General features: G+C 65.5%; 22 protein-coding genes and 1 riboswitch. Of the genes, 8 read left to right on the forward strand and 14 right to left on the reverse strand.

What is annotated here, in order from left to right; genetic code table 11:
• The 5 genes from IWX75_RS06775 to IWX75_RS06795 all read right to left on the reverse strand — a co-directional run bounded on the left by IWX75_RS06775 (nucleotide 1) and on the right by IWX75_RS06795 (nucleotide 6,080).
• Nucleotides 1-1,668 (reverse strand): dipeptide ABC transporter ATP-binding protein, encoded by a 1,668-nt coding sequence (locus tag IWX75_RS06775; protein ID WP_196821487.1) that lies wholly within the window; start codon nucleotides 1,666-1,668, stop codon nucleotides 1-3.
• The gene (locus tag IWX75_RS06780; RefSeq protein ID WP_196821488.1) at nucleotides 1,634-2,512 is read right to left on the reverse strand and encodes an ABC transporter permease; all 879 of its coding nucleotides are present in this window, start codon (nucleotides 2,510-2,512) and stop codon (nucleotides 1,634-1,636) included. Before IWX75_RS06780 ends, IWX75_RS06775 begins: the two co-directional genes overlap by 35 nt.
• The gene (locus IWX75_RS06785) at nucleotides 2,512-3,465 is read right to left on the reverse strand and encodes an ABC transporter permease (RefSeq protein WP_196821489.1); all 954 of its coding nucleotides are present in this window, start codon (nucleotides 3,463-3,465) and stop codon (nucleotides 2,512-2,514) included. The genes IWX75_RS06780 and IWX75_RS06785 overlap by 1 nt, the downstream gene beginning before the upstream one ends.
• Nucleotides 3,466-3,474: 9 nt before the next feature.
• Nucleotides 3,475-5,145, reverse strand: coding sequence for an ABC transporter substrate-binding protein (locus IWX75_RS06790; RefSeq protein WP_196821490.1), 1,671 nt, complete (start codon nucleotides 5,143-5,145; stop codon nucleotides 3,475-3,477).
• Nucleotides 5,146-5,348: 203 nt separating this feature from the next.
• Nucleotides 5,349-6,080, reverse strand: a complete 732-nt coding sequence (locus IWX75_RS06795) for a mycothiol-dependent nitroreductase Rv2466c family protein (protein WP_196821491.1) — start codon at nucleotides 6,078-6,080, stop codon at nucleotides 5,349-5,351.
• A gap of 64 nt (nucleotides 6,081-6,144) precedes the next feature.
• Here IWX75_RS06795 and IWX75_RS06800 point away from each other — a divergent pair, with 64 nt between their 5' ends.
• Nucleotides 6,145-7,146, forward strand: a complete 1,002-nt coding sequence (locus tag IWX75_RS06800; RefSeq protein ID WP_196821492.1) for an acetamidase/formamidase family protein — start codon at nucleotides 6,145-6,147, stop codon at nucleotides 7,144-7,146.
• A gap of 22 nt (nucleotides 7,147-7,168) precedes the next feature.
• Nucleotides 7,169-7,930 (forward strand): SDR family NAD(P)-dependent oxidoreductase, encoded by a 762-nt coding sequence (locus tag IWX75_RS06805; protein WP_196821493.1) that lies wholly within the window; start codon nucleotides 7,169-7,171, stop codon nucleotides 7,928-7,930.
• 13 nt (nucleotides 7,931-7,943) lie between these two features.
• On the opposite strand, the gene IWX75_RS06810 is transcribed toward IWX75_RS06805, so the two are convergent.
• Nucleotides 7,944-8,795 (reverse strand): maleylpyruvate isomerase family mycothiol-dependent enzyme, encoded by an 852-nt coding sequence (locus IWX75_RS06810; RefSeq protein ID WP_196821494.1) that lies wholly within the window; start codon nucleotides 8,793-8,795, stop codon nucleotides 7,944-7,946.
• Nucleotides 8,796-9,078: 283 nt separating this feature from the next.
• On the opposite strand from IWX75_RS06810, the gene IWX75_RS06815 reads away from it, so the two are divergent.
• From IWX75_RS06815 to IWX75_RS06835, 5 genes are all read left to right on the forward strand, one after another.
• Nucleotides 9,079-10,299: a glycerophosphodiester phosphodiesterase family protein gene (locus IWX75_RS06815; RefSeq protein ID WP_196821495.1), complete on the forward strand. Its 1,221-nt coding sequence runs from the start codon at nucleotides 9,079-9,081 to the stop codon at nucleotides 10,297-10,299.
• Between the two features lie 329 nt (nucleotides 10,300-10,628).
• Complete coding sequence (locus IWX75_RS06820) at nucleotides 10,629-11,732, forward strand: LLM class flavin-dependent oxidoreductase (protein ID WP_196821496.1); 1,104 nt, start codon at nucleotides 10,629-10,631, stop codon at nucleotides 11,730-11,732.
• 497 nt (nucleotides 11,733-12,229) lie between these two features.
• Nucleotides 12,230-12,784: a hypothetical protein gene (locus tag IWX75_RS06825; protein ID WP_196821497.1), complete on the forward strand. Its 555-nt coding sequence runs from the start codon at nucleotides 12,230-12,232 to the stop codon at nucleotides 12,782-12,784.
• A 147-nt stretch (nucleotides 12,785-12,931) separates the two neighbouring features.
• A riboswitch (SAM riboswitch) is annotated at nucleotides 12,932-13,045 on the forward strand.
• Nucleotides 13,046-13,082: 37 nt separating this feature from the next.
• Nucleotides 13,083-14,474: an LLM class flavin-dependent oxidoreductase gene (locus IWX75_RS06830; protein ID WP_196821498.1), complete on the forward strand. Its 1,392-nt coding sequence runs from the start codon at nucleotides 13,083-13,085 to the stop codon at nucleotides 14,472-14,474.
• Between the two features lie 252 nt (nucleotides 14,475-14,726).
• Complete coding sequence (locus IWX75_RS06835; protein WP_196821499.1) at nucleotides 14,727-15,380, forward strand: SDR family oxidoreductase; 654 nt, start codon at nucleotides 14,727-14,729, stop codon at nucleotides 15,378-15,380.
• A 95-nt stretch (nucleotides 15,381-15,475) separates the two neighbouring features.
• Here the strand turns inward: IWX75_RS06835 and IWX75_RS06840 are convergent, their stop codons facing one another.
• Entirely contained in the window at nucleotides 15,476-16,873 is a 1,398-nt protein-coding gene (locus tag IWX75_RS06840) for an SLC13 family permease (RefSeq protein WP_196821500.1), read from the reverse strand.
• An 11-nt stretch (nucleotides 16,874-16,884) separates the two neighbouring features.
• Nucleotides 16,885-17,703: a maleate cis-trans isomerase family protein gene (locus IWX75_RS06845; protein WP_196821501.1), complete on the reverse strand. Its 819-nt coding sequence runs from the start codon at nucleotides 17,701-17,703 to the stop codon at nucleotides 16,885-16,887.
• A gap of 179 nt (nucleotides 17,704-17,882) precedes the next feature.
• Here IWX75_RS06845 and IWX75_RS06850 point away from each other — a divergent pair, with 179 nt between their 5' ends.
• Nucleotides 17,883-18,662, forward strand: coding sequence for an IclR family transcriptional regulator (locus tag IWX75_RS06850; RefSeq protein ID WP_196821502.1), 780 nt, complete (start codon nucleotides 17,883-17,885; stop codon nucleotides 18,660-18,662).
• On the opposite strand, the gene IWX75_RS06855 is transcribed toward IWX75_RS06850, so the two are convergent.
• The 6 genes from IWX75_RS06855 to IWX75_RS06880 all read right to left on the reverse strand — a co-directional run bounded on the left by IWX75_RS06855 (nucleotide 18,641) and on the right by IWX75_RS06880 (nucleotide 25,752).
• Complete coding sequence (locus IWX75_RS06855) at nucleotides 18,641-19,708, reverse strand: Gfo/Idh/MocA family protein (protein WP_196821503.1); 1,068 nt, start codon at nucleotides 19,706-19,708, stop codon at nucleotides 18,641-18,643. The two genes, IWX75_RS06850 and IWX75_RS06855, sit on opposite strands and share 22 nt — an antisense overlap.
• Nucleotides 19,709-19,807: 99 nt before the next feature.
• On the reverse strand, nucleotides 19,808-20,827 hold the full coding sequence (locus tag IWX75_RS06860; protein ID WP_196821786.1) for a LacI family DNA-binding transcriptional regulator: 1,020 nt from the start codon (nucleotides 20,825-20,827) through the stop codon (nucleotides 19,808-19,810).
• A gap of 41 nt (nucleotides 20,828-20,868) precedes the next feature.
• On the reverse strand, nucleotides 20,869-22,323 hold the full coding sequence (locus tag IWX75_RS06865; RefSeq protein WP_196821504.1) for a GH1 family beta-glucosidase: 1,455 nt from the start codon (nucleotides 22,321-22,323) through the stop codon (nucleotides 20,869-20,871).
• On the reverse strand, nucleotides 22,323-23,243 hold the full coding sequence (locus IWX75_RS06870; RefSeq protein WP_196821505.1) for a carbohydrate ABC transporter permease: 921 nt from the start codon (nucleotides 23,241-23,243) through the stop codon (nucleotides 22,323-22,325). Before IWX75_RS06870 ends, IWX75_RS06865 begins: the two co-directional genes overlap by 1 nt.
• Entirely contained in the window at nucleotides 23,240-24,370 is a 1,131-nt protein-coding gene (locus IWX75_RS06875) for a carbohydrate ABC transporter permease (protein WP_196821506.1), read from the reverse strand. Before IWX75_RS06875 ends, IWX75_RS06870 begins: the two co-directional genes overlap by 4 nt.
• Before the next feature lie 62 nt (nucleotides 24,371-24,432).
• The gene (locus IWX75_RS06880) at nucleotides 24,433-25,752 is read right to left on the reverse strand and encodes an ABC transporter substrate-binding protein (RefSeq protein ID WP_196821507.1); all 1,320 of its coding nucleotides are present in this window, start codon (nucleotides 25,750-25,752) and stop codon (nucleotides 24,433-24,435) included.
• Nucleotides 25,753-25,823 lie beyond the last annotated feature (71 nt).

Consider the following 25,823-nt stretch of genomic DNA (forward strand, 5'->3'; position numbering starts at 1 on the left):
TCAACTCACCAGCGAGGCGCCGGGGATCGCGCTGAGCAACTCACGCGTGTACCCGGACGACGGCGAGCGGAACACGGCGTCGGTGGCACCTTCCTCCATCACTTCGCCGCTCTTCATCACCACCACGTTGTGGGCGATCTGGCGGACCACCGCGAGGTCGTGGGTGATGAAGAGGTAGCTGAGGCCGAGGTTCGACTGGAGATCCGCCAGCAGGGTGAGGATCTGTTCCTGCACCAGGACGTCGAGCGCTGACACCGCCTCGTCGCAGATCAGCAGCTCCGGCTCCAGGGCGAGGGCGCGGGCGATCGCCACGCGCTGCCGCTGCCCGCCCGAAAGTTCGTTCGGCCGGCGCTGGGCCACGGTTCGCGGCAGTGCCACCTGGTCGAGCAGTTCGGCCACGCGGTCCTGCCGGCTGCGGCGGTCGCCCACCTTGAAGATGCGCAGCGGTTCATCGATCAGCTTCTCGATGCTGTAGGTGGGGTCCAGGGATCCGTACGGGTCCTGGAAGACGGGCTGCACCCTCCGCCGCAGGGCGCGCCGCTGCTGCCCGCGGCTCGCGGTGATGCCCTCGCCGTCGACCAGGGCAGTGCCCGACGTCGCCGATTCCAGCCCGAGGATGATCCTCGCGACCGTCGTCTTTCCCGAACCCGACTCGCCCACGATCGCCGTCGTCGTTCCCCGTTCCACCGAGAAGGAGACGTCGTCGACCGCGCGCAGGATGCTGCCGCGCTGGCCCCGGATCTTGAACTCCTTGACGAGGTGCGCGACCTCGAGGATGGGGCCCGTCCTCACCGTGGAACTGCCCGCGGCCACCCGGACTTCCGCCACCGCCGTCGGCGCCGCCGCGACGAGTCGCTTGGTGTAGTCCTCCTGCGGATTGAGCAGGATCTCCGCGGGTGTTCCCACCTCCACGATCCGGCCCTCCGACATGACGATGATGCGGTCGGTGCGGTCCGCTGCGACACCGAGGTCGTGGGTGATGAACAGGAGGGACGTTCCGTGCGCGTCCACGAGGGTCTGCAGGTGGTTGAGGATCTGCCGCTGGACCGTCACGTCGAGGGCCGAGGTGGGCTCATCGGCGATCAGCAGTTCGGGTTGGCGCGAGAGTGCAATCGCGATGAGCACGCGCTGGCGCATGCCGCCGGAGAATTCGTGCGGGTACTGCTTGGCCCGACGCTTCGCCTCCGGAATGCCGGCCTCGGTCATGAGCTCCACGACGCGCTTCTCGACGTCGGCGCCATTCCGGTGCCCGCTCGCCGCGAGCGCATCGGCGATCTGCGCACCGACGCGCATGGAGGGATTCAGGTTGGATGCCGGATCCTGCGGCACCAGGCCGATGCGCCGCCCGCGCACACCGCGCATGTGCTGTTCGGAGGCGGTGGCGAGATCATCGTTCCCGAGCAGGATCGATCCGTTCGTGATGTGCCCGTCACCCGGCAGCAGCCGGAGGATCGAGCCGATGATGGTCGATTTGCCGGAGCCTGACTGGCCCACGATGGCTACCCGCTCACCCGGCCGGATGTCGAAACTCACGTCATGCAGCACGGGTTCGGCGTTGTCTCCGAAGGTCACTTCGAGCCCGCGCACTGACAGCAGGGGAGCCGGCGCGTCGGCGGTTGGAAGAGTCACTGAATCACTTTCGGCTGGAGTTCGTGGGATCGAGGGCATCGCGCAGTGCATCGCCGAAGAGGTTGAACCCGAGGCAGATGAGCACGATCGCCAGGCCAGGGAAGATGGCCGCGGTGGGCGCCCGTGAGATGTACTGCTGGGCATCCGAGAGCATGATCCCGAGGCTCGGAGTCGGAGGCTGGATACCGAGCCCGAGGAAGGAGAGCAGTGCCTCGCCGATCACCGCGACCGGCATGATCACCGTGGCCTGCACGATGATGGCGGACACCGCGTTCGGCAGGATGTGGGAGAAGATGATGCGGACGCCGGAGGCGTCCATGGTCTTAGCGCCGAGCACGAAGTCCGTCTCCTTGATCCGCAGGGTCTCGCCGCGCACCACCCGGATCATCGTGGGGATCTGCGCGATCCCCAGCGCGATGGCTGCGTTGGTGAGGCTCGGGCCGCTGATGGCGGAGAGGCCGACGGCGATGATGAGGAACGGGAACGCGAGCGTCACGTCGGTGAGGCGCGAGATGATGCCGTCGAGCCCCCTCCAGTAGCCGGCGAGGAGACCCAGCGGGGTTCCGACGACGACGGCGAGCAGCACCGAGAGGATGCCCACCTGCAGCGAGACCCGGATGCCGAAGAGCATGCGCGAGAAGATGTCCCGCCCCAGGTCGTCGGTGCCGAGGATGTACCCGACGGTTCCGGGCTGCTGGAACGGGGCGTCGAAGTGCACCTCCGCCGGCCCGTAGGGAGCGATCAGCGGTGCGAGGAGCCCGAGGACGACGACGATGGCGAGCATGATGCCGCCGGTGAGCCCGAGCGGGCTTCTCAGCAGTGAACGCCAGACGCGGCCACGAGCCGAACCGAGTCCGGGGTTACGTACTTCGACGACGGTCATCAGCTTTTTCCTCCCACGCGGATCCGCGGATTAATGACCGAGTACAGGATGTCCACGGCGAGGTTGATCAGGATGTAGCCCACGGTGATGAGCAGCACCACGGCCTGGATGACGGGGTAGTCGCGGGTGAAGACGGCGTCGAGCGTGAGCTTGCCGAAACCGGGAAGGGCAAAGATCCGCTCGGTTACCACGGCGCCCGAGATGAGCCCGCCGAGCTGCAGGCCGATGATCGTGACCACGACGATCAGCGAGTTCCGCAGCCCGTAGCGGACGAGGACCCGCGAACGGCTCAGGCCCTTGGCCCGAGCCGTCCTCACGAAGTCCGTCTTCATGGTCTCGATCATCGACGCCCGCGTCTGCCGCATGATCACCGCGGCCAGTGACGTGCCGAGGATGATCGCCGGCAGCGTCAGGTGGTAGAAGCCCTGGATCGGATTCTCGGAGATCGGAACGTAGCCCGAGGCCGGGAACAGCCCGAACGCCACGGCGAGGTAGAGAATGGCGAGGATGCCGAGCCAGAAATTCGGCACCGACAGCCCGATCAGCGCAAGCGCGTTCGCCATCCATTCGGGCCAGCGCCCCCGGAACCGCTCGGCGATGATTCCGAGCAACACCCCGACGACGACGGCGACCACTATTGCATATGCGGACAGCCACAGCGTGACGGGCAGCGTGGCGGCGACGAGGTCGGTCACCTGTGCGCCCGTCCGCGTCGACTGGCCGAAGTCCCCGCGCAGCATGTTGCCCACGAACTTCAGGTACTGGGTGATGAGTGATTCGTTGAGTCCGAGCTGTTCGCGGATCGCTTCGACCCGCTCCGGTGTTGCTTCTTCCCCCGCCATCGCAAGCGCAGGGTCGCCGGGGAGCTGGCGCACTCCGAGGAACACCACTATGGATGCAAGGATGAGCGTGACGACTGACTGCCACAGGCGAGTGACGAGGTAGTTGAGCATTGTGGCTGCTTACTCGGCTTCGACGAATGCCGCGTTGCTGAGGTGGACCACGCCGTCGGCGAAGGTCTCGACGCCGGCGATGTCGGTGGAGTGACCGGTGAGGCTGCGGACGCGGTAGAGGTAGATGATGGGGTTGTCTTCCTGCACCTGGGTGACAGCCTGGCCGTACAGTTCGGAGCGCTCCTCGATGTCGTTGGACTGCGCGGCCTGGGTCAGCAGTTCATCGACCTCGGGGTTGCTGTAGCCGGAGTAGTTGGCGCCGCCACCGGTGGAGAGGAAGTTGTACATGTTGCCGTGCGGGTCGACGCGGCCGGACCAGCCGAGCTGGAGGATCTCGTAGTCTCCGCGGTCCTGGACATCGAGCAGGGTGGAGTATTCGACGGGAAGGATCTCGATCTCGAAGCCGCCCTCCGTGACGGAAGCCTGCAGTGCCTGGGCAAACCGGATGGTGTCGGGGTTGTTGCTGACCTGCATCTGGATCTTGTACGGCATCTCGACGCCGGCCTCCTCCAGGAGAGCCATGGCTGCCTCGGGATCGTACTCGGGGCACGCCTCGCTGGCATCGGAGCTGAAGGGGCTGGCCGGGGAGATCGGGGAGCAGGCCGTCTGGTTGTAGCCGCCGAACACGGACTGCACGAGGGACTCGCGGTCGATCGACATGGACAGGGCCCGGCGGATGGTGGGATCGGTGGCGATCGGCGTGTCGATGACACCGGGAGGCGCTCCGACGCCGTCGGTGTTGCCGACGTTGACCGTGATTCCCTGGTAGCCGAGCGAGGGGCCCTGCAGGATGCCGATGCCGTCCTCGTTCATGAGTTCGTCCACGTCCTGGGTACTAATGGTGTCGGCTACCTGGACATCGCCCGAGCGGAGGTTCGCTGCGCGGATGTTGGAGTCGGTGATGATGCGGTAGGTGATGGTGTCCAGGTGCACGTTCTCGGCGTCGTAGTAGAGCGGATCGCGTTCCACGGTGATGGAGGTCTGGGGGACCCGCTCCACGAACTTGAACGGGCCCACGCAGACGGGGCTGTCGCCGAACGCTTCACCGTTAGCGGCAAGGGCGGCCGGTGAGAGGATCATGCCGGCACGGTCGGCGAGCGCGGCAGTGAGCGGTGCGAAAGGCTCCGCGTAGGTCACTTCCACCGTGGTGGCGTCCACGGCGGTGATCGATTCGATGGGACCGAGTTCGCTCTTGCGCGACGATCCTTCGAGGTTGAGGCCACGGTCGATGGTCTGGGCCACGGCCTCGGCGTTGAAGGGGGTTCCGTCGGCGAAGACCGCATCGTCGCGGACCGGAATGCTGACGGTGAGGCCGTCCTCGGAGACCTCGGGAAGGTCGGTGGCGAGCTGCGGGACGATCTCGCCGTTCGCATCGATGTCGTAGAGCTTCTGGCACATGGTCTGCATGACATAGCGCGTGTAGAGCGACGACGACGTGGTCGGGTCGAGCCGGTCGGGTTCGGCGGAGAGGGCCATGACGAGGTCGCCGCCCTCCACGATGGTCTGGTCGCCGATGGGCGCGGAGACGACGTCGTCTCCCTGGGGCGCTTCGGCGGTGGTCTGTGGGGCCTGGCATGCGGTGGTGCCAACAACCAGGCCGAGAGCGAGGACCGGGATGAGGGCACTGCGGCGGACGTGACGCGTCTTCAGGGAGAACGGGTGCTGGAGAAGCTCGGACATGGTGTTCCTCTGGTCGGGATTCAGTGCTTTACATACAATCAGGGGAGCCTACTCCTTTTTGTATACAATTTGTTACATTTGCGTAAATTCGTTATCGAATTTTTTCCGGCCCTTCGGAGCGCCCCTGATCGGATGGGGGATCCGGGCATGGAGAGAGAGCGCCCGGGCTTTTGTTACACGGTCGCTGCGGAATGTGACGCGCGTTACTTTCGGGCGCGGCGGCTTCCGCCGTGCCAGTCCTCCTGCAGACCGGCATCGTCCTCGGGAACGCCGAAGCTGCGCAGCTGCGGGCGCTCACGAAGGCTGCGCTTCAGCTCGGCGAAACCGGGGAAGCCCGCCAGGCCCACCACGTGGTCCCACAGCGCGCCGGCCTCACCCCGGGCCGGCAAGCGGCTGATCACGGGGCCGAAGAACGCGACGCCCTCGGGCGGTTCGAAGTGGATGATCGGCGTGCCGACGTCCTTGCCGGTGAGCGCAAGCGCTTCATCGGTTTCGGCCTGGATGATGGCGTCGAGCGATGTGTCGTCGAGTGCGTCCGCCAGTGACGCCGGAAGGCCTGCCTCGGCGAGGACGGGTGCCACGAATTCGCGGGTACCCCGGTGGCTCCGGGCAGCAGTGTCGGCCGACGTGTCCTCCTCGGTATCGAAGATACGGGCGCCGAGACGCTCATACAGCTCGCCCACCGCCTGCGGCCCGTGGTCGGCCCGGACCTGGGCGGCAACGCGCAGCAGCCGCAGGCCGGCGGTATGTCCGGCTTCATATCCCGGCGGGAACCGGGCGTCGTAGTCGACGGAGGAGTTGACGAGCCGCAGTGAGATGAACCGCCACTCCACCTCGTAGTCCCGCTCGGCCATGACCATGCGCACCCACTTGCTGGTCATCCAGGCAAAAGGGCATACGGGGTCGAAGTAGAAGCGAATGTCGGCGTGGCTCATGACTCCCACGCTAGGGAGGGGAGCGGGGGTGGTCAAGGAGTGCAGCCCTGCGTAGCATCCCCTCATGGAGACGATCGAATATCATCCGCGCCGCGACCAGCTCGTCTACACCTTCGGAGGGAGCGCGCCGGTCCTGAAGATCAAGCCGGGAACGGCCCTCAAGCTGTGGTCGGAGGACGCCTTCAACAATGCCCTGACGTCCGTGGATGACGTGTCCGCAGAGAAGGTGGACCTGCGGTTCGTCAATCCCCAGACGGGTCCGTTCTACGTCGAGGGGGCCGAGCCCGGGGACACCCTCGCGCTGCATATCGTGGACCTGACTCCAGCCCGGTCCTACGGAGCGTCCGCCACCATTCCCTTCTTCGGCGGCCTGACCAGCACCGACCGCACGGCGTTCCTGCAGGACCCGCTGCCCGACACCACATGGATCTACACCGTGGACACAACGAGGAACACCGTCGGGTTCCAGGCACGCTTCGGGGACTTCGAGCTGGCACTCCCGCTCGAACCGATGCTCGGCACGGTGGGTGTTGCCCCGCCCGGCGGTGAGGTGCGGTCATCGCTGGTGCCGGAGCGGTTCGGCGGGAACATGGATGCCCCCGACGTCAAGGCCGGCACCACGGTGTTCCTCGGCGTCAACGTGGCGGGAGCGCTGTTCTCGATCGGTGACGGCCACTACCGGCAGGGTGAAGGCGAGGCCTGCGGAACCGCCGTCGAAGGCGCAATGAACTCCACCATCATCGTCGAGCTCATCAAGGGCGGGGCTCCGGCGTGGCCCCGCCTCGAGACGGACACGCAGTGGATGGCCGTTGGATCATCGCGTCCCATGGAGGACTCCTGGCGGATCGGGCAGCTCGAGATGGTGCGCTGGTTCGGAGAACTGTTCGGGCTGCACCAGTTGGACGCCTACCAGCTGCTCACCCAGACCGCACTCGCCCCGATCGCCAACGCGGTGGACGCCAACTACAGCGTGGTGGTGAAGGCGGCGAAGCAGCTCTTCCCGGAAGCCCATTCCTACGGCGGCATGCATGCGGACCTGCGCCAACGAGGCGCACAGCTCATTTGACCCCATTGATGAAAGAGGAGCCATGGATCTACAGCTGAAGGGCAGGACAGCGCTCGTGACCGGAGGCACGCGGGGCATCGGGCGGGCCATTGTGGAATCCTTTGCCGCAGAGGGCGCGAACGTTGCCTTCTGCGCCCGAAATCCCGACGAGATCGCCGAAACCGAGGGCGCGCTCGCAGGAGGTGGCGTACGGATCGCCGGACGCGCCGTGGACATGGGCGACGGCGGTGCGGTGATGCGCTGGGTGGAGTCGGTGGGGGAGGACTTCGGCGGACTCGACATGGTGGTGAGCAATGTGAGTGCGCTCGCATTCGCCGACACCGAGGAGAATTGGGAAGCGTCACTGCGCGTGGACCTTCTGGGCACGGTCCGCCTGGTGAAAGCTGCACTCCCCTACCTCGAGAAGAGCGCCGCGCCCTCGATCGTCGCCATCTCCAGCGTTTCGGGGCGTGAGGTGGACTTCGCCTCCGGACCCTATGGAACGGTGAAGTCGGCACTCGTTGCGTACCTGGCCGGACTGGCGTTCCAGCTTGCCGAAAAAGGCATCCGCGCCAATACCGTCTCGCCCGGCAACACCTTCCACGAGGGCGGCGCCTGGGACATCATCCAGAAGGGGAACCCGGAACTCTTCTCGATGGCGATGGGGCTCAATCCCACGCACCGGATGGGCACTCCGAAGGAGATCGCGGATACGGTGGTGTTCGTCTCAAGCCCTCTTTCGAGCCGTACCACGGGCGCCAACATCCTGGTGGACGGCGGATTGTCGCGGGGTATCCAGTTCTAGCGCGTGCCCAGGATCAGAGCCAGGCGGGCGCCGCAGGAACCTCCGACGCCACAGTGCCGGACAGGGCGGCGGCACCCTGGGTGGACGACCTGCGGGCCGTTATCCCGGAGGTTCCGCGGCCGCTTGCCCACTGGGCGACGGCGGCCGGCGTGCCTGAAATAACCGTCGCTTCGCCGTGGGCTGGGTCGCTCTGCCGGTCTGCGCCGTCGCCGCGAACCTCCCCGGCTTCCGGTTGTCCGTTGCCTGAAAGCTGCCGGACCGTGCCGCCGTCGTCGTCGGTGATCTCGATCTCAAACCCGATATCAGCGCCACGGGCGCTCCACGCGCCGGTGATGTCATCCAGCAGTCGAGCCAGCACCGACTCCGGAAGGTCGTCGAAGCCTGCACCGTTGTCCAGGTCGACGGCGTGCACCCACAGTTCGCGGCTCCGCATCCAGACAGTCGCCGTCGCTGGGACCTCGCGGCCCTGAATGGTCCGGACGGTGGAACGCCAGGATGCCGTGGGAAGGTTGTCCCAGTCGGCGTCGAGCTGCTCCGCCGAGTCCCGGAACAGCTTCCGCAACGCAGCAGGGCCGAGGGTCACGCCGTGGGTGATCTCGTCGTTGCGCACCTCGACGGAGGGGTACATGGGCGTCTCCACTCCGGTGGCGGCCCAGGCGACCAGGCGGGAAATCGCCTTGGCGTTGTAGGCGACGTGCGACACCACGTGCTGACGGGTCCAGTTCGGCAGCAGCGAGGCGCCGTCGAGTTCGGCGTCGTCGAGCCGATCGAGCTGACCGGCGAAGAACGCGGTACCTTGCCGGGCCTGGAGCAGGGCGGCCAGTAGCTCCGGGTCCGTTGTCTGATTCTGTGCGGGAAGCGTCACGGAGTTCCTGTCCTAAGGTGTCGGCAAGTCAATGGCTTCGAGGATAGCCGACCGTTCCCGGGGGAGTGCCCTCATCGCCGGTTTGCGGGGCTTGCGGGATTCGTGAGCTTGCCGGGCTTGCGGGAACGCGAGCTTGCCGGCTTCCCGGATTGGCAGGCTTGCGGGGCTGCGGCTCCTGCTGTTTCATCCCTCGTTCACCCGCAGTTGTCCTTCGGGATGTCGGGGCGGGGAACCGTGTGTTGCGGGGGAAACATCGATCCTCTCCAACGAAGGGAACCTTTCTATGGCATCTCGTACACTTCGAACCCTGACCGGAATGTCCGTCACCACCGCAGTGGGACTGTCGCTGATGGCGGCCCCTGCGGCTGTCGCGCAGCCTGAAGCCCGAGCACAGGACAGCGCCCCGATACTCATCGGTCACCGCGGAGCCGCAGGCACAGCGCCCGAGAACACGGTGGCGGCCTTCGAGGACGGCCGCACGTCGGGCGCCGACTTCTTCGAGATCGACGTACAGCTCAGCGCCGACGGCGTGCCGTTCCTGTTCCATGACGACACCCCGGCGCGCACCACCAACGTGGAGGAGGTCTTCCCGGAGCGTGCGAACAACCCGATCACCTCGTTCACCTGGAACGAGTTGCAGCAACTGGATGCCGGCTCCTACTTCGACGAGCGGTACGAGGGCGAGCGCATCCCCCATCTGGACGACGCCGCCAAGGTCGCCACGGCCAACACCGGTGTCTACATCGAGATCAAATCGCCGGTCAACTCTCCGGGCGTCGAACAGCTCGTCGCCGATGAACTGCGGACGAATCCGAAGTGGCAGCAGTTGGTTGCCGGGCACAAGCTCCAGGTGCTGGGTTTCGATGAGGCCTCCAACCGGAAGTTCGCCCAGGTGGCTCCCGAGATCGAGCTGCAGCAATTGTCCGGTGTGGTTCCCGGTCCCGCAGTGCTTGAATCCTGGACGGAATTCGCCGACTCGGTGGGAACCAACTACCGCGTGCTGAGCGCGCAGAACGTTGCCGATGTGAAGGCTGCCGGACTGGTGCTGGGCGTCTACACGGTCAATTCCCCCGAGGCCGTGCAGGCTTCACTCGCCCTGGGAGTCGACGCCATCACCACCGACTTCCCGATCCAGAATGCCCGTCTCCTCCAGGGCACGCCGGTTTTCCCCGGTAGTGGAGTGGAGATTGCGGACTCGGTGAACAACCCTGCCGGCGACGATGTCCAGCCGGAGAACGGCGAGTACGTGCTGCTGCGCAATACCAGTAACCGCAGCATCGACGTCAGCGGTTACCTCGTCCGGGACGCAGCGAACAACGTGCTCATCGTGGGCAACGGGTACGTCCTTGCTCCCGGTGCTGAGCTGCGCGTCCACACCGGGCCGGGCACCAATACGGCTGGGTCCTACTACAACGGGCTTACCGCCTCCGTACTGAACAACGGCGGCGACGCCGTGGCACTCTGGGCCCCCCAGGACAAGCTGCAGGACGTCTTCGCCAACTAGCGAAAAAGCCCGCCCGGACGTCTTCGCCAAGCAGTAGACAAGCCGTCCGGGCCCGTTCAGCAACCAGCTGCCCGTGCATCCGGCCGCCGGAACAGGCGCAGCCTGCCCGCGGAGCCGGGTCATGCCCGGGTCCACCAGCGGTTCGGCCGTGACTGTGGCGGGAACCCGCCGCCCGAAGTACTCGAAGCTGACGGCATCGCTCACGCCCACTCGGGCCGGGAGCCAGGCGGGGGCGATGGGCTGGTGCAGCATGACTGCGGGAATGACTTCCGCCTGCGCGCTGTTACAGGATTAGATGCAAAAGCATGTAATCAACGATGGAGGCACTCATGCAGATCGGCGTATTCTCAGTCAGCGACATCACCAGGGATCCGGTCACTGGTCGTATCCCCACTGAGCATGAGCGCATTCGAGCGGCTGTCGCCATCGCCAAAAAGGTCGAGGAGATCGGCATGGACGTCTACGCGACGGGGGAGCACCACAACCCGCCGTTCTACGCCAGCTCCCCGACCACCCTCCTCGGCTACATCGCTGCGCAGACGGAGCGGATCATCCTTTCCACCGCCACCACGCTGATCACCACCAATGACCCGGTGAAGATCGCCGAAGACTTCGCCACTCTGCAGCATCTGGCCGATGGCCGCGTGGACCTCGTCCTCGGTCGGGGAAACACTGCCCCTGTCTACCCGTGGTTCGGCAAGAACATGCAGGACAGCGTGGACCTGACAGTGGAGAACTACAACCTGCTCCGGCAACTGTGGGACAACGACGTCGTCAACTGGCAGGGCAAGCACCGCACGCCGCTGCAGAACTTCACCGCTACCCCTCGGCCGCTCGACGGCGTGGCGCCCTTCGTCTGGCATGGCTCGATCCGTACGCCGCAGGTGGCCGAGATCGCGGCCTACTTCGGTGACGGTTTCTTCGCCAACAACATCTTCTGGCCGAAGGAGCACTACATGCAGCTCATTGCCCTCTACCGCGAGCGCTACGAGCACTACGGGCACGGCAGGGCGGATCAGGCGATCGTGGGTCTGGGTGGCCAGTTCTTTCTGCGGAAGAACTCGCAGGACGCTGTGAACGAATTCCGGCCGTACTTCGACAACGCCCCGGTCTACGGACACGGACCGTCGATGGAGGACTTCACCGCGCAAACCCCGCTGAGTGTCGGTAGTCCCCAGGAGGTCCTCGAGAAGACCCTGACGTTCCAGGAGTACTTCGGCGATTACCAGCGGCAGCTTTTCCTCATCGACCATGCGGGTCTGCCCCTCAAGACCGTCCTTGAGCAGCTGGACCTGTTCGGAGAATTCGTTCTCCCCGAGCTTCGGCGTGAGCTCGATTCCCGCCGTCCGGCACATGTACCCGACGGCCCCACCCATGAGAACCGCAAAGCCGCGCGGCAGCTGCTCGACAACGAGAAGCCTGTCAGCGCCTGATGCCGCCGCCGGCCGCGGACGTGCTGGGGCGTGCGGCAGGTGGAACCCGGTTCACCGGCGGGTCGCCGGGGGTTCTTCACCCTCCGGCACACCCGGTACTCGAGGCAGGGAACAAAGTTCGCGTCTCCTGCAGTGGCGTCGCCGCTACTGCACAGGAGGGTCGGACTACCTATTGACCTCTCTCTTGGCGGAGGCCTACCCTGAAGCCCCCACCACGTGGGAGCGTCCTCCGATCGCCACGTCGACCTCCTGGACGAGTCCAACCGTGCAGCCCCAGAGGGTGAGGACTGCAGTGTCAACCGGCCGTTGACGAGCGCGCCTCCAAGTGAGGGCGCGAAGGAACGGTAGAGGTAGCAAACACAGCGTGGAATGATGGCCGCCCAGCGCAGGCTGCGGCAATTCCCGGAAACCCTCGACGTGCTGGCAGGACCCCTCGGTCCTGGCTGCGGCGCCTTCATCCCGCTAGGAGTATTCGTCATTCGGGGTTGGAGCAGGAAATGAACAAAGCAAGAACCAAAATAACGGCGATGGTGTTCACGGCGGTCTTCGCTGCGGGACTCACGCCGAGCGCAGCCTTCGCCCATGGGGGATCATCGGGCAATTCAGGCTCATCGGACCACGCGTCGAGCCAGGAAGTGGTGTATGAGATCGTTCGGTCCACCGCGCGTTATAACTGGCTGGATCGGGCCATCAAGGACGGCTACGAGCGCGTCACCGATTGCATCGAGTTGCCCGGGGTGGGCGCGATGGGTGTGCACTACGCGAAGAGCAAGCTGATCGACAAGAAGACCGACGCCTCGAAACCGGAAGCACTGGTCTACATGCCGGTGAAGTACGGCAACCACGAGTACTATCGCCTCGTTGCGGTGGAGTTCCTTTCCACAGCGAAGAAGGCACCGGTCCTCGGAGGAGTCACCTTCGATTCGGAAGCGGCGGATTCGAAGGCGCCGTACAAGCACACCCTCCACGCATGGGTCTGGAAGCATAACCCGGCAGGAGTCTTTGCGCAGTGGAATCCGAGCATCAGCTGCCCAAAGGAGGACACGCACTGATCGAGGACTGAAACGGATCGTGCGCACGAAAGGTGGGAATCCCTTTCGGGCGCACGATCCCAGGGTCCGCCGCCGTTGTGCAGATGTCCCCGTATGACACTGCCGCCTCGACGCCGCCGTCGTGCGTCGTCTAGGGTCGGAACCAAGAATCAAGAGTTCCAACGCAAAACCCTGGTTCGTTGGACGGCAACCCTCTCGCTGTAGTGGGGTGCCCCAGGTGAGGATTCGGCCCGGCGGTATGCGCGCGGGCAAGTACGGCGCTTCCTCAACGGCGGTGCCCGGTCATCCGAGGAGTGCAATGCCCGCAAACGCGCCACGCCAGATCCGCTTCAACGCCTTCGACATGAACTGCGTGGGCCACCAGTCGCCGGGGCTGTGGCGCCACCCGGACGACCAGTCGCACCGGTACAAGGACCTCCGCTACTGGGCCGAGCTCGCGCGGACCCTCGAGAAGGGCCTCTTCGACGGACTCTTCATCGCCGACGTACTCGGCACGTACGACGTCTTCGGCGGCTCCAACGAAGCCACCCTGCGCCAGGGTACCCAGACGCCGGTCAATGATCCGTTCCTGCTGGTGTCCGCGATGGCACTCGTGACCGAGCACCTCGGCTTCGGCGTCACCGCCGGCACCGCCTATGAGCATCCGTATCCGTTCGCGCGCCGGCTCTCGACGCTCGATCACCTCACCAACGGCCGGGTGGGCTGGAATGTCGTCACCGGCTACTTGCCCTCGGCTGCCCGCAACATGGGCAATGAGGACCAGCTCGAGCACGATGAGCGCTACAACCACGCCGACGAGTACCTCGAAGTGCTCTACAAGCTGCTCGAAGGGTCGTGGGAGGACGACGCCGTCGTCCGGGATGTGGAGAACGGCATCTTCACCGACCCGTCGAAAGTGCATGAGATCGGGCACGACGGCAAATACTTCACCGTGCCGGGAATCCACCTCAGCGAGCCGTCGCCGCAGCGCACGCCCGTCATCTACCAGGCGGGGGCGTCGTCGAGGGGCATCGATTTTTCGGCCGGCAACGCCGAAGCGGTGTTCGTGGGTGCGCCCACCAAGGCCATCCTTAAGGACGCCGTCACGAAGATCCGCGACGCCGCCGAGGCCGCCGGCCGCGACCGGTACTCGGTGCGCATCTACACCATGCTCACGGTGATCACCGACGAGACCGAGGAAAAGGCCCACGCCAAGCACGAGGACTACAAGAAGTACGTCAGCTACGAGGGCGCCCTCGTGCTCGTGTCCGGCTGGCTCGGGATCGACCTGTCCGTCTACGATCCCGACGAACCCCTCGGCAATGTGAAGTCCAACGCCATCCACTCCGCCGTCGCGAATTTCCAGAAAGTGAACGACGACGGCGCTCCCTGGACGGTGCGCGACATCGCCGAGTGGGCGGGGATCGGCGGGCTCGGCCCGCGCGTGGTCGGTTCAGGCGCGCAGATCGCCGATGAGCTGCAGTCGTGGGTGGAAGAAACCGACGTCGACGGGTTCAACCTTGCCTATGCGGTCACGCCCGGCTCGTTCGAGGACGTCATCACGTACGTGGTGCCCGAACTCCAGAAGCGCGGCGCCTACCCCACCGAGTACGTGGAGGGCACCCTGCGGAACAAGCTGTTCGGGAAGGGCGACCGGCTCCCGGACGAGCACCGTGGCAGCAGCTTCCGCCTCCAGCACGCCCGCCGCTGAAGCCCGCGCGGTTCGTCAGGCGTAGGTCGTCCATTTCTGGTGGGTGGTGGAGTACGCGGTCAGCCGGAACTGCCCAATTCCCGGCGACCAGCAACCGTTTCTGCTGGAAGTGCTGCCAAAATGCTGCCTGGAAGTCCTGCCGGAAGGCGGGAATAGGGCTTCGCCAGGCGCGGAACCCGTGGCGTCGCTCTCCACGGGGCGATTGCGTCGGAAACAACACGCCAACGAATCACGCCAACGAATGGAGTTCACATGTCGCGCGTTGCGATTATCGGAGGCCACGGAAAAGTGGCCCTGCACCTCACGAAGATCCTCACCGGCCAGGGCCACCAGGTCAGCTCGATCTTCCGGAATCCGGACCACTCGTCCGAGGTCGGGACAGCAGGCGCGACGCCGGTGGTCGCCGACGTGTCGACGTTGTCGGTGAGTGAGATGGCCGACGTGTTCCGTGGGCACGATGCCGTGGTCTGGTCAGCCGGTGCCGGTGGCAGCAGCCCCGAGGCCACCTATGCCGTGGACCGCGATGCCGCGATCCGCTCCATGGATGCCGCCGAGGAAGCCAGCGTGGGCAGGTACGTCATGGTGTCTTACCTCGGCGCCGGCAAGGATCACGGTGTTCCCGAGGACACCGGGTTCTTCCACTATGCCGAGGCCAAGGCGGCGGCTGACGAGCACCTACGCGAATCGAAGCTTGCATGGACCATCCTCGGACCGGGTGCACTGACCACGGATCCGGGAACCGGCAAGATCGAGGTGTCGGACAAGCCCCAGCAGGACTCGGTGTCCCGCGAGGACGTGGCGCTCGTTGCCGCCGTCGTGCTCGGAAATCTCGGCACCGTGGACAAGACCCTCCAGTTCAACAGCGGCGAGACGCCGATTGCCGAGGCCATCGAAACGGCACTCTAGTCCCGAACGACCAGATGCGCCCCTTCCGAAGGAGGGCACCCGGATGAACTCGGGTGCCCTCCTTTCGTCGATCAGTCGACCGATCGGTCGATCGCTCAGCCGAGACCGAGCTGGACGAAGACGAACCAGACGAGCAGCGGCACGACGGCGATCATCGCGATAGCCCAGAGGAGCAGCGCCCGGAAGAAAAGGCGTTCGTCCTTGGGCTGGGCGCTGGCCATGAGCAGGGCGCCGCTGGTGGACATCGGGCTCACATCCACGACGGAGGAGCTGATGGCGATGGCCGTGACGACTCCGATCGGAGTCAGCAGCGGGTCCATGGCGAGGGGGGTCACGATCGGACTGACGACTCCGAGGGTGCCGGTGGTGGAGGCGAACGCCGACACGATGGCGACGACGTAACCGGTGATCAGCGCCGCAACGGAGCTGTTGCCGAGGCTTTCGATGCCTGCCTGCAGTTCCTCCAGCGCACCCATCTCCTCCAGCATGCCCACATAGGTGACGATGCCGGTGACGAGGATGATCGCGGACCACGGCATGCTCTCGACCGCTGGCTTCTGAACGGAGGAATCCACGAAGATCAGGGCCAGGGCGATCACCAGTGACGCTACTCCGACGTCCAGGCCGAGGACGGTGGTGAGGAAAAGGAGTGCGCCGATACCCGCCAGGGTGAGGATACGCATCGGGGTCGCCGCAACCTTGACCGGTCCGGTCTTGGCCGGTTCCTCGGGGGTGGCGAGGGCGGTGTCGGTCCGTGCGGGAGCGCCGTCCAGCCCCGTGCTGGAATCGTTGCCGGAATCTCTTCCGGAACCGGTGCCGGTACCTGCAGGTGTGGAGCCACTCCGTCCTTCGACGTCGTTCCTCTCCTTTTCAGCCTTCCGGACGCCACGCCGGTGCATGATCGCCTGCACGAGGACGTAGGCGATAGCCGCGAGTACCGCATTGAAGAGGAAGCAGTAGAGGAACAACTTGAGCGCATCGCCGGACGCACCCGCTTCATCGAGCATGACATTGGCGAGGACGCCGAAGGGGTTGACCGGCGAGAACGCGCCGGCGTTCGCGCCCTGCACCACGACCAGGCCCATTGCGAGTGTACTGATGCCGAACCGCATCCCCAGGGCAAGAGCCACCGGTGCCACGATCGCGATCGCGGCGGGGGTGAAGGCACCCGCAGCAGCGAGGATGGCGGTGAGCAGGAACATCAGGATCGGGACGAGGATCTTGCGGTCGCCGGCCAGCCGTTCGGCCCAGTAGGCCAACAGGTCGATGGTGCCGTTGATCCGCACGATCGCGAAAAGCAGGGTGGCCCCCACCAGGATGAAGAACAGGCCGGCGGGGAACTGGGCGATCACGTCGGTGATCGGCAGGCCGGCGAGGAGGGTGCCGACGCCGAAGGCCGCTACGACGGCGATGAGGCCGGCGTTGATCCTGGTGAAGGAGCCGATGGCGAAGGCGACGACGAGGACAGCGAAAGCGACGAGTGACATCGACATGGCGCTTGTCCCTACGCTTCGGAGCCGGCGGGAATGAAGTTTCCGGCGAGCAGGCTGCCCGCGCCGGAGATGGCCGGCTGGTGGCCGAGGGCCTTGAGGATCTCGTACGTCGTCGCTGTGGCTGCCGTGATGACCGGCAGGCCGAGCTCGTCCTCGACAGCCTGGACCGCTGGGAGTGAGGGCATCTGGACACAGGCGGACAGCACGATGACGTCGGCGCCTTCGCGCTTGAGCTGGCGTGCGATGTCGGGCAGGTTCTGGGGATCGAGGCAACCCACGGCGAGGTTGTCGTCCACCTCGAGGCTCGTGGCGTCGACGACGGTGATCCCTGCGCCTTCGATGTAGTCGACGACCATGCCGGTGAGGGGCTTCATGTAGGGCGTCACCATCGCGACTTTTTTGGCGCCCATCTCCTGCAGCGTGCGCACCAGGGCGCCGGCGCTGCTGGTGACCGGAGCGGGATGTCCGTTTCCTGCTGCAGCATCGGCGATGACGCCCTCGGACTCCACGTGCGCATCCGGTCCCTGTGCCATGACGGCGACGAGACAGGCGTAGGCGATGACGTCGACGTCGGCGTCCGATACCGCCTCGGCGCAGCCTGCGGCCTTGCCGACCATGGCCAGCAGTTCCTCACGGTTCACGTTCTTCATGCCGGCCCGAGCAGAGTGGAAGGTGTACTTGTGCCCGGTAGCCTCGGACTGGCGCCGGAAGAGCTCGGGCAGTTCGGTTTCCATCGTGGTGTTGGAGCTGGGGACAATCAGCCCGATACGTGATGAGCCCGGACGCTTCGGCTCGGTTTCGGTTTCGGCGGTTACATCCGAGGTGTTCATGATTTCTCCACATCGTCGTGTTCGGAATGAAAGACCCGCCTAGCGGGTTCCCAACCCATAATGTGGGTTGTACGCTGAGCGTGTCAACTATCACATCCGCCTGCCTTCCGAAAAAGAGCAGGTAGAGCGGGTAAAGTAGGGGCCGCTCAAGTAGGAAAGACCCGGAGGAAAGGCATGTCGTGGCGCCGAAACAACCGCAAGGAGCCTCACCGCTCCTTGTGCTGAGCAAGGTCACGAACATCCTCGACTGCTTCTCGATCGAGCAGCCCGAGCCAACGCTGCAGCACATCATCCGCGCCACCGGGCTTCCGTCCAGCACCTGCCAGCGTCTGGTCCAGAGCCTCCTGCACGAGGGATTCCTGGACCGTGACGGAGACCGCTACCGCATCGGCATCGGCCTGGTCCGATGGGCGACGCCGGGCACCTTCGGCCTCGACATCGTCCGGCTGATCAAGCCTGTACTCCAGCAGCTCCGCGACGATACCGGTGAAACCGCGTCCCTCTATACGCGTGACGGCGCCTTCCGGACGATCGTCGCGGTGGCTGAAACCCGGCATGTGGTGATGCGCCCGTTTCTGGTCGGCATGGTGATGCCCATCCACGCCGGCGCTCCGGGAAAGATCTTCCTCGCCTTCGACCCGGAGGCCTGGGACGCCGTGGAGCCCACGCGCCTCGAGCGCTTCACGGGTTCCACGCCGGGGGGTCTCGACCGGTTGCGGGAGCAGGCGGACCTCGCCCGTGCGCAGGGCTACTACGCGGCCTTCGGTGAGCGGAACGACGACGTCGGCTCCATCAGTGCGCCGGTCTTCGATCACACAGGGAAGCTGACCGCGGCCCTCGGCCTGGGCTTTCCCACGCAGCGGATCACCGAGGGCGACGCCGTGCGGCTCGGACCCGTGGTGGCGCAGGCAGCTGCGGATGCCAGCAGGGCACTGGGTTATGCGGGGCCGGTGGGATAGGCCTGCCCGTCGTCGTTCGCGTACTTCAACCCCATCTGGTGCCGGGCGTCGTCGAGCAGGTCCATCACCCGTAGGGTGTCGTTGAGCGGCATGACCGCGCTCTCGGTGAGCCCGGCCTGCAGGCAGCGCATGACCTCGCGCAGTTCGTAGCTGAAACCGTGGCCGACGACGTCGAACTGCTCCCTCCGCAGGGTTCCCTGCCGCGGCTGGATGATCAGTTCGCCGGGATTGAACAGGGGAGCGGACGTCCGCAGCCAGCCGTCCGTCCCGCTAATCGTGATCACGCTCGGGCAGTCCGCCCCGATGGACGTGGTCAGCTGCGCATGCGCGCCGCCGTCGTAGGTCAAAGTCAGTGCGTTCTGGAGATCCACGCCATTGGAGTTGAGCACGCCCCGAGCTGACAGGGCCTGTGGCTCACCGAGGGCAGCCAGTGCCCAGGTCAGCGGATAGACCGCGAGGTCGAGGAGCGCTCCGCCGCCGGCAGCCGGATCCCAGAGTCGTGAGGTCGAGTCGTACGGCGCCGGAAAACCGAGGTCGGCCTGGATCCAGCGGACCGTTCCGATCTCGCCGGACTCCACGACCTCCAGTGCGCGTCGGAAGCTGGGGAGGAAGCGCGTCCAGACGGCCTCCATGAGGAACAGCCCGCGGTCCCGGGCGCACTCGACCAGCTGCCGGGCTTCCCTCGCGTTCATCGTGAGGGGCTTCTCGCACAGGACGTGCTTGCCGGCCTCGAGTGCCGCCAGGGCGACGGCGTGGTGCTGGGCATGCGGAGTGGCGATGTACACCACCTCGACCCGGGGGTCGGCGAGGAGCTGCTTCCAGCCGGTGGTGTCGCCGTCGTCGTAATAGGACGCGGCGAAGCCGAACCGCTCGGCGAAGGCGCGGGCGGAAGGATCCGAGCGGGAACTTACCGCCTGCAGCACGGCGTCCTCGAGCAGGGCGAGGTCCTGCGTGACGCGCGCAGCGATCGAGCCGGTGGCGATGACGCCCCAGGAGACGGACCGGCCGGTCGAGCCCGCGGGGGAAACAGGATCAGCAGTAGTCATGGGGTGCCTTTCCGGCAAGGGGGCGAAGATTCGGGCAGGGATCGCGCCGGATGATGGACCGATCGCCGGGCGGGCTTGGATGAAGCAGGAGGTTCGGGGCTAGACGGAGTCGCGGATCACGAGGGAGGTCGGCAGGCGCGTCACACGGTCCGTCGGATTGCCCTCGATCAGGTTGACGAGCGTCTCTGCCATCTTCTTGCCGAGTTCGACGATCGGATGATGCACCGTGGTGAGAGCCGGACTGACCGAGGTGGCGAAGGAATCGTCATCGAAACCGACGACGGCGATATCCTCCGGAATGCGTAGGCCCCTGCCCTGGATCGCCGTGTAGGCGCCGGCTGCCATCTGGTCGTTGGCGGCGAAGACGGCGTCGATCGGTGCACCGCGGTCGAGCAGCCGGTGCATCGCCTGGGCGCCGGAAGCCACGGTGAACTCGCCGATCTCCACGAGGCCCTCGCCGAGGCCCGCCTCCCGCACAGCGGCGCGCCACCCGGCGAGGCGGTCGATGCCGGGCGGCATGTCCTGCGGTCCGGCGATCGTGGCCACGGAAGTGCGGCCGTTCGCGGTCAGTTGCCGGGTGGCGTTGTAGGCCGCCTGCTCGTTGTCGACCTCCACGAAGTAGGCCTCGGTGGCGCCGACCAGGGGCCGGCCCGCGAACACCATGGGAAGCGAACCCGAGAGGTGCGTCCACGAATGGTCACCGCTGTGGTGGGAGACCACCAGGACGCCGTCCACGCTTCCGCCGAGGAGGAAACTGCGTGTCTTCTCCGGCTTCGATTCCGAGGAGATGATCATGTTCAGCGTGTACTCGGTGTCCGTCAGGAACAGGGCGATGCCCTGGACCACCGTGGCGAAGAACGGATCGGCGAACACCTTCGACGTCGATTCCGACACGATCAGTGTGACCGAGTTGGCGCGCCGCTTCACGAGCGAGCGCGCCGCACGGTTCGGCGTGTAGTCGAGAGCCAGAATGGCTTTCTTCACCGACTGCGCGAGTTCCGGGTCCACACGGGGGGAATCGTTGACCACCCGCGACACGGTTGCCCGCGAGACTCCGGCCAGTGCCGCCACCATTTCCAGCGTGGCGACCGGCCGGGGCCCGCTTGCATCCTGCGTCATCGTCATCTCCGGAACTCCTGAACGTGTGGCCTGAGCCTATGTTAAGCGCTCGCAGGAGCCGGCGAGTGCATTCTTTTCGAGGCCGAGGCAATCACACCTGCGTAGGCATGGCCGCTGTCCTTGATGGTCCGCTGGAAGGAGTCGTAGTCCACCCGGACGATCCCGAACCGCTTGCCGTAGCCCCAGGACCACTCGAAGTTGTCCAGCAGTGACCACACGAAGTAGCCCCGGACGTCAGCACCCTGGTCGATAGCGTCCTTGACCGAGGCGATGTGGTCGAGCACGAACTGGGTGCGCTCCGGATCGTGGACCGCCCCGTCGCTGCTGACGACGTCGTCGTATGCGGCGCCGTTCTCGGTGATGTAGAGCGGGGGCAGGGTGGGGTACTCCTCGCCGAGGCGGAGGAGGAGTTTCCGGAGGCCGTCCGGATTGACTTCCCAGTTCATGGCGGTCCGCGGCAGGCCGCGGCTAGGGAAGGTGATGTCCTCCGATCCGATCCAGCACGACGACGTCGGCCGGTCGGCTCCGCCGGAGTGGCCGTCGCTGCCCTCGTCCTCGGGATGACCACTGACGAGGTCGTCGTGGTAGTGGTTCACGCCGAGGAAGTCGAGGGGAGTGCCGATGATCTGGAGGTCGCCCGGCTGGATGACGTCGCGGATGCCGAACTGCTCGAGGTCGGCGAGGGTGTCCTCCGGGTAGGCGCCGCGCAGGATCGGGTCGATGAACACGCGGTTCTGGAGGGAGTCGAACCGTCGTGCCGCATCGAGGTCGACGGGGTCCGAAGGGTCGCGGGGGATCGAGTTGCTGAGGTTCAGTGTGATACCGAGGTGCTGGGCACCGCGGGAGCGTAACTCGTTGACCGCAAGGCCGTGGGCGAGATGCTGGTGATGGATGGCGGCGACGGCGGCACGTGGTTCCTGGCGGCCGGGGGCGTGCACTCCGGCGGCGTAGCCCAGCAGCGAGGAGCAGAACGGCTCGTTGAACGTGGTCCAGTGCTGGACACGGTCGCCGAGCGCCGAGTAGACATTGTTCGCGTACTCGACGAACCGGTGGGCGGTATCGCGGTTGGCCCAGCCGCCTTTCTCCTCGAGTGCCTGCGGCAGGTCCCAGTGGTACAGCGTGAGCCAGGGGAGGATGCCTGCGTCGAGCAGTTCATCGACGAGGCGTGAGTAGAAGTCGAGGCCCGTCGCGTTCGCTGCGCGGTCTCCGGGCCGTACCCGGGCCCAGCTGGTCGAGAAGCGGTATGAGCCGAGTCCCAGTTCCTTCATGATCCGGACGTCCTCGGGCATGCGGTCATAGTGCTGGACGGCGTCCCTGAGGTTGTCACCGTTGGCGATGGCGCCGGGGATGCGGGCGAAGGCATCCCAGACCGAGTCCTCCTTGCCGCCGTCGTGGCTTGCCCCTTCCACCTGGGCTGCTGCTGTGGCCGATCCCCAGAGGAACCCTTCGGGCCAGGTCCCGTGATCTTGTGCTGTTTCGAACGCCCTGTGTGGCATTAGCCCTTCACTGCTCCTTGCATGATTCCGGATATGAGTTGTTTCCCTGCGAGGGCGAAAAGCACCAGCAGGGGAAGTGTTGCCAGGACGGCGCCGGCGAGGACGATCGAGTAATCGACGTACCGTGCTGACTGTAGCTGGCTGAGCGCCGTCTGGAGGGTCGGATTGTTGGCGTCGAGGACGAGCAGTGGCCAGAGGAAGTCCGTCCATGCTGTCATGAACGTGAACAGTCCGAGGATCGCCATGGCCGGGCGTGCTGCGGGGAGTGCGACGTGCCAGAACGTGGAGATCATGGAGGCGCCGTCCATGCGGGCGGATTCGATGAGCTCGTCGGGGATGACGTCCACGAGATATTGGCGCATGAAGAACACGCCGAACGCCGTGACGAGGGTCGGGATGATGACAGCGCCGATCTCGCCGGTCCAGCCCAGCGTGCGCATGAGCATGAACAGCGGGATGATGCCGAGCTGGGTGGGAATGGCCATGGTGGCGATGACGGCGACCATCAGGCCGTTCCGGCCCTTGAACCTCAGCTTCGCGAACGAGTAGCCGGCCAGGGTGGAGAACGTGACCACCGACAGCGTGATGATGCCGGAGATGAGGACGCTGTTGCCGAGTGCCAGCCAGAACGGGATGGTGTCGAAGACTTCGCCCACGTTGGTCCAGAAGTTGCCGCCGGGAAGGAGTGGCGGCCAGGTCTGTCCGAGGGCTTCGTTGGAGCGGCTGCCGATGATGAGCGACCACCACAGGGGGTAGGCGCTGGCCAGGAAGAAGGCGAACAGCAGCCCGTAGGTGAGGAATCCCGGACGTCGTCCGTTGCCGAACAGCCGCTTGCGGAGAGCGAGGGTGCGGGTTTCCCTGTCCCGGTTGAGGGGCTTCTCCGAGCGGGTTGTCGGCGGTCGATTCTCGATGACGGTCATAGCCCGCTCCTCGGCGTTGTTCCTGCTGTGCTCGGGACTGTTTCTGCTGGTGTCCCCGACGCCGGATCGACGGCGTCGTTTCTCCGCTGCCTGGCGCGGTGGTGGCGGGACTCTCCGCCGGTCGTGCTCCCGGTTCTACGTCCGCGGGTGCGACCCCGCCTCCGTCCGTCGGCTGTCGTCGCAATGCGGCGCGTGATCAGGTAGTTGACGAGTCCGAACAGGACGATGATGAGGAACAGCAGCCAGGCGATCGTGGATGCCTTGCCGAAGTTCTGCCGCTGGAACGCCATCTCCCAGAGGTAGAGCACCGTGGTCTGGAACTGGCGCTGGGTGCCGCCTGCAGCCACGGGGTCGAAGAGGCGTGGTTCGGTGAAGATCTGGAGTCCGCCGATGGTGGCCGTGACGATCACGAACACCATGGTGGGGCGGATGCTCGGCAGCGTGATGCTGAAGAACCGGCGAAAGGGGCCGGCGCCGTCGATCGCTGCGGATTCGTAGATATCCCGTGGCACCGCCTGCATTGCCGCCAGCAGGATGAGGGCGTTGTAGCCGGTCCAGCGCCAGTTCACCATGGTGGCGATCGCGATGTGGCTGGGCAGGGTCTCGTTCTTCCACAGAATCGGGTCGATCCCGAAACTTCCGAGGATGTTGTTGATCAGCCCGTACTGCTCACCGAACATGTTCGTGAAGATCATGGCGACCGCGACGGGCGTGACGACGTAGGGGAGCAGGATGCTCATGCGCCAGAACGTCTTGGCACGCAGGTTCTGGTCAAGCACCGCCGCGACGACGATGGCGACCGCCAGCTGCGGAATGCTCGAGAGCAGGAAGATGCTCATGGTGTTGAGCAGCGAGTTCCAGAAGAAGCGATCCTGCAGCACTTCGGTGAAGTTCCGCAGACCCACGAACTCACCCTGGCCCTTGAGCAGGTGCCAGTCGAAGAGCGAGACGAAGAACGTATATCCGAGGGGAAAGAGCCCGACGACGGCGAAGAGGATGAAGAAGGGAGCGATGTAGAGGTAGGGCGAGGCCTTCACATCGAAGACGTTGAGGCGCTGCCTGAAAGTCGGTTTGGTTTTCGTGGCCGCGGGTGCCGCGGCGGTGGGGCGGTTCAGGGTGGTGGTCATGATCGTCTCGCACTCCATGAGGGGGTCTCCGGTGGATCCCGGAGACCCCGTGGCCGGTGCTGCTAGTTGTTGACGACGAGGTCGTTGAGGAGCGTGATCGCTTCATCCCAGGCTTCATCAGCCGTTGCGGTTCCTGCATCGAGGCGCTTCAGTGGTGGCAGGAAGACGTTCTCCTGGATCACCGCATCCTGCGGTCCCTTGAACTGCGCGATGACACCCTCGGCGCGGGAAGCCAGGATGACGCCGGTCGGGGCATCATTGAACAGCTCGTTCGGGGTTGCATCGGCAACGAGCTTCTCCTGCGCTTCGATGGTGCTGGGGAAGTTGTTTGCCGCTGCGGACTGCTTGACCTGCTGTTCGGGAGCGGTCAACCAGGCTGCGAGCTTCGCAGCCTCAGCCGGGTGCTCGGAAGTTTCGGGGACAGACAGGAAGGCGCCGCCCCAGTTGGATGCACCACCGGGGAAGACATCGGCGAAGTCCCAACCACTGTCGGTACCGCCGCCTGCGGATTCGAGCTGGCCCTTGATGGTGCCGAGCATCCAGCCCGGGCAGACGAAGGTGGCGAAGGATCCATCAACGAATGCCTGGCCGTTGCCCCAGTCGAACTGTGTCTGGTTGGAGGACAGACCGTCGAGCGTTCCCGCGGCAAGGAGGTCGAACTGGCTACGCAGTTCCTCGTTGCCGTCCACGTTCAGTTCACCGTCAGCGGTGTAATAACCCTCGTCGAGCTGATTGACCATGGAGTTCCAGACGAATCCGGACTGGTCGTACCAGGCCTTGCCGGTGATCTCGTTGTACTCGCGGCCAAGGTCGAAGTAGGTCTCCCAGGTGGCGTCATCGCCGCCGAACAGAGCGGCGACTTCCTCGCGGTCGCTGGGGAGGCCTGCCTCCTCGAACAGCTTGCCGTTGTAGCAGAGGCCCTGCGGTCCGATGTCCGTTCCGTAGCCGATGACCCTGCCCTCAGGGTCGGTGCCCTGTTCGAACTTCCACGGAACCCAGTTGTCCTTGATGTCACCGGCACCGTACTCGTTGAGGTCCACGAACTGGTCCGAAACCTCCATGATCGAGCCGAGCCAGCCTTCCTCGATGGCCGTGACGTCACTGAGGCCGGACCCTGCAGCCAGCTTGGTGAACGCGTCGGTGCGTGCGTTGGAGCCGCGGTCGATGTTGGTGGCCTTGATGGTCACGCCGGGGTTCTGCTCTTCGTACTCGCCGTAGAGGTCGTCATATCCGAATGTTCCGAAGGTAGTGACGGAAAGTTCGATGGGGTTGTCCGCGCTGGCCGGCTCATCGCTCCCACCGCCTCCACAGCCCGAGGTAACGATTGCGAGAGATGCTACGCCTGCGAGGGCGGTGATTCTTCTGAGTCGCGAGGATGGCACGGTCACTCCTTTGTGGGTTGGCTGGAGATGCAGGGGAGGGGTTGAGAGAGCGCTCTCTGGGTTGTGGAACA

Source organism: Arthrobacter sp. CAN_A6 (assembly GCF_015751715.1).
Classification (GTDB): Bacteria; Actinomycetota; Actinomycetes; order Actinomycetales; family Micrococcaceae; genus Arthrobacter_D.

Excerpts from the sequence above, each read along its gene's own strand:
- IWX75_RS06815 (WP_196821495.1), top strand. The coding sequence starts at position 9,079 with ATGGCATCTCGTACACTTCGAACCCTGACCGGAATGTCCGTCACCACC.
- IWX75_RS06780 (WP_196821488.1), bottom strand. The coding sequence starts at position 2,512 with ATGACCGTCGTCGAAGTACGTAACCCCGGACTCGGTTCGGCTCGTGGC.
- IWX75_RS06840 (WP_196821500.1), bottom strand. The coding sequence starts at position 16,873 with ATGTCGATGTCACTCGTCGCTTTCGCTGTCCTCGTCGTCGCCTTCGCC.
- IWX75_RS06870 (WP_196821505.1), bottom strand. The coding sequence starts at position 23,243 with ATGACCGTCATCGAGAATCGACCGCCGACAACCCGCTCGGAGAAGCCC.
- IWX75_RS06790 (WP_196821490.1), bottom strand. The coding sequence starts at position 5,145 with ATGTCCGAGCTTCTCCAGCACCCGTTCTCCCTGAAGACGCGTCACGTC.
- IWX75_RS06800 (WP_196821492.1), top strand. The coding sequence starts at position 6,145 with ATGGAGACGATCGAATATCATCCGCGCCGCGACCAGCTCGTCTACACC.
- IWX75_RS06830 (WP_196821498.1), top strand. The coding sequence starts at position 13,083 with ATGCCCGCAAACGCGCCACGCCAGATCCGCTTCAACGCCTTCGACATG.
- IWX75_RS06785 (WP_196821489.1), bottom strand. The coding sequence starts at position 3,465 with ATGCTCAACTACCTCGTCACTCGCCTGTGGCAGTCAGTCGTCACGCTC.
- IWX75_RS06835 (WP_196821499.1), top strand. The coding sequence starts at position 14,727 with ATGTCGCGCGTTGCGATTATCGGAGGCCACGGAAAAGTGGCCCTGCAC.
- IWX75_RS06860 (WP_196821786.1), bottom strand. The coding sequence starts at position 20,827 with ATGACGCAGGATGCAAGCGGGCCCCGGCCGGTCGCCACGCTGGAAATG.
- IWX75_RS06805 (WP_196821493.1), top strand. The coding sequence starts at position 7,169 with ATGGATCTACAGCTGAAGGGCAGGACAGCGCTCGTGACCGGAGGCACG.
- IWX75_RS06775 (WP_196821487.1), bottom strand. The coding sequence starts at position 1,668 with ATGCCCTCGATCCCACGAACTCCAGCCGAAAGTGATTCAGTGACTCTT.
- IWX75_RS06820 (WP_196821496.1), top strand. The coding sequence starts at position 10,629 with ATGCAGATCGGCGTATTCTCAGTCAGCGACATCACCAGGGATCCGGTC.
- IWX75_RS06795 (WP_196821491.1), bottom strand. The coding sequence starts at position 6,080 with ATGAGCCACGCCGACATTCGCTTCTACTTCGACCCCGTATGCCCTTTT.
- IWX75_RS06855 (WP_196821503.1), bottom strand. The coding sequence starts at position 19,708 with ATGACTACTGCTGATCCTGTTTCCCCCGCGGGCTCGACCGGCCGGTCC.
- IWX75_RS06875 (WP_196821506.1), bottom strand. The coding sequence starts at position 24,370 with ATGACCACCACCCTGAACCGCCCCACCGCCGCGGCACCCGCGGCCACG.
- IWX75_RS06865 (WP_196821504.1), bottom strand. The coding sequence starts at position 22,323 with ATGCCACACAGGGCGTTCGAAACAGCACAAGATCACGGGACCTGGCCC.
- IWX75_RS06825 (WP_196821497.1), top strand. The coding sequence starts at position 12,230 with ATGAACAAAGCAAGAACCAAAATAACGGCGATGGTGTTCACGGCGGTC.
- IWX75_RS06845 (WP_196821501.1), bottom strand. The coding sequence starts at position 17,703 with ATGAACACCTCGGATGTAACCGCCGAAACCGAAACCGAGCCGAAGCGT.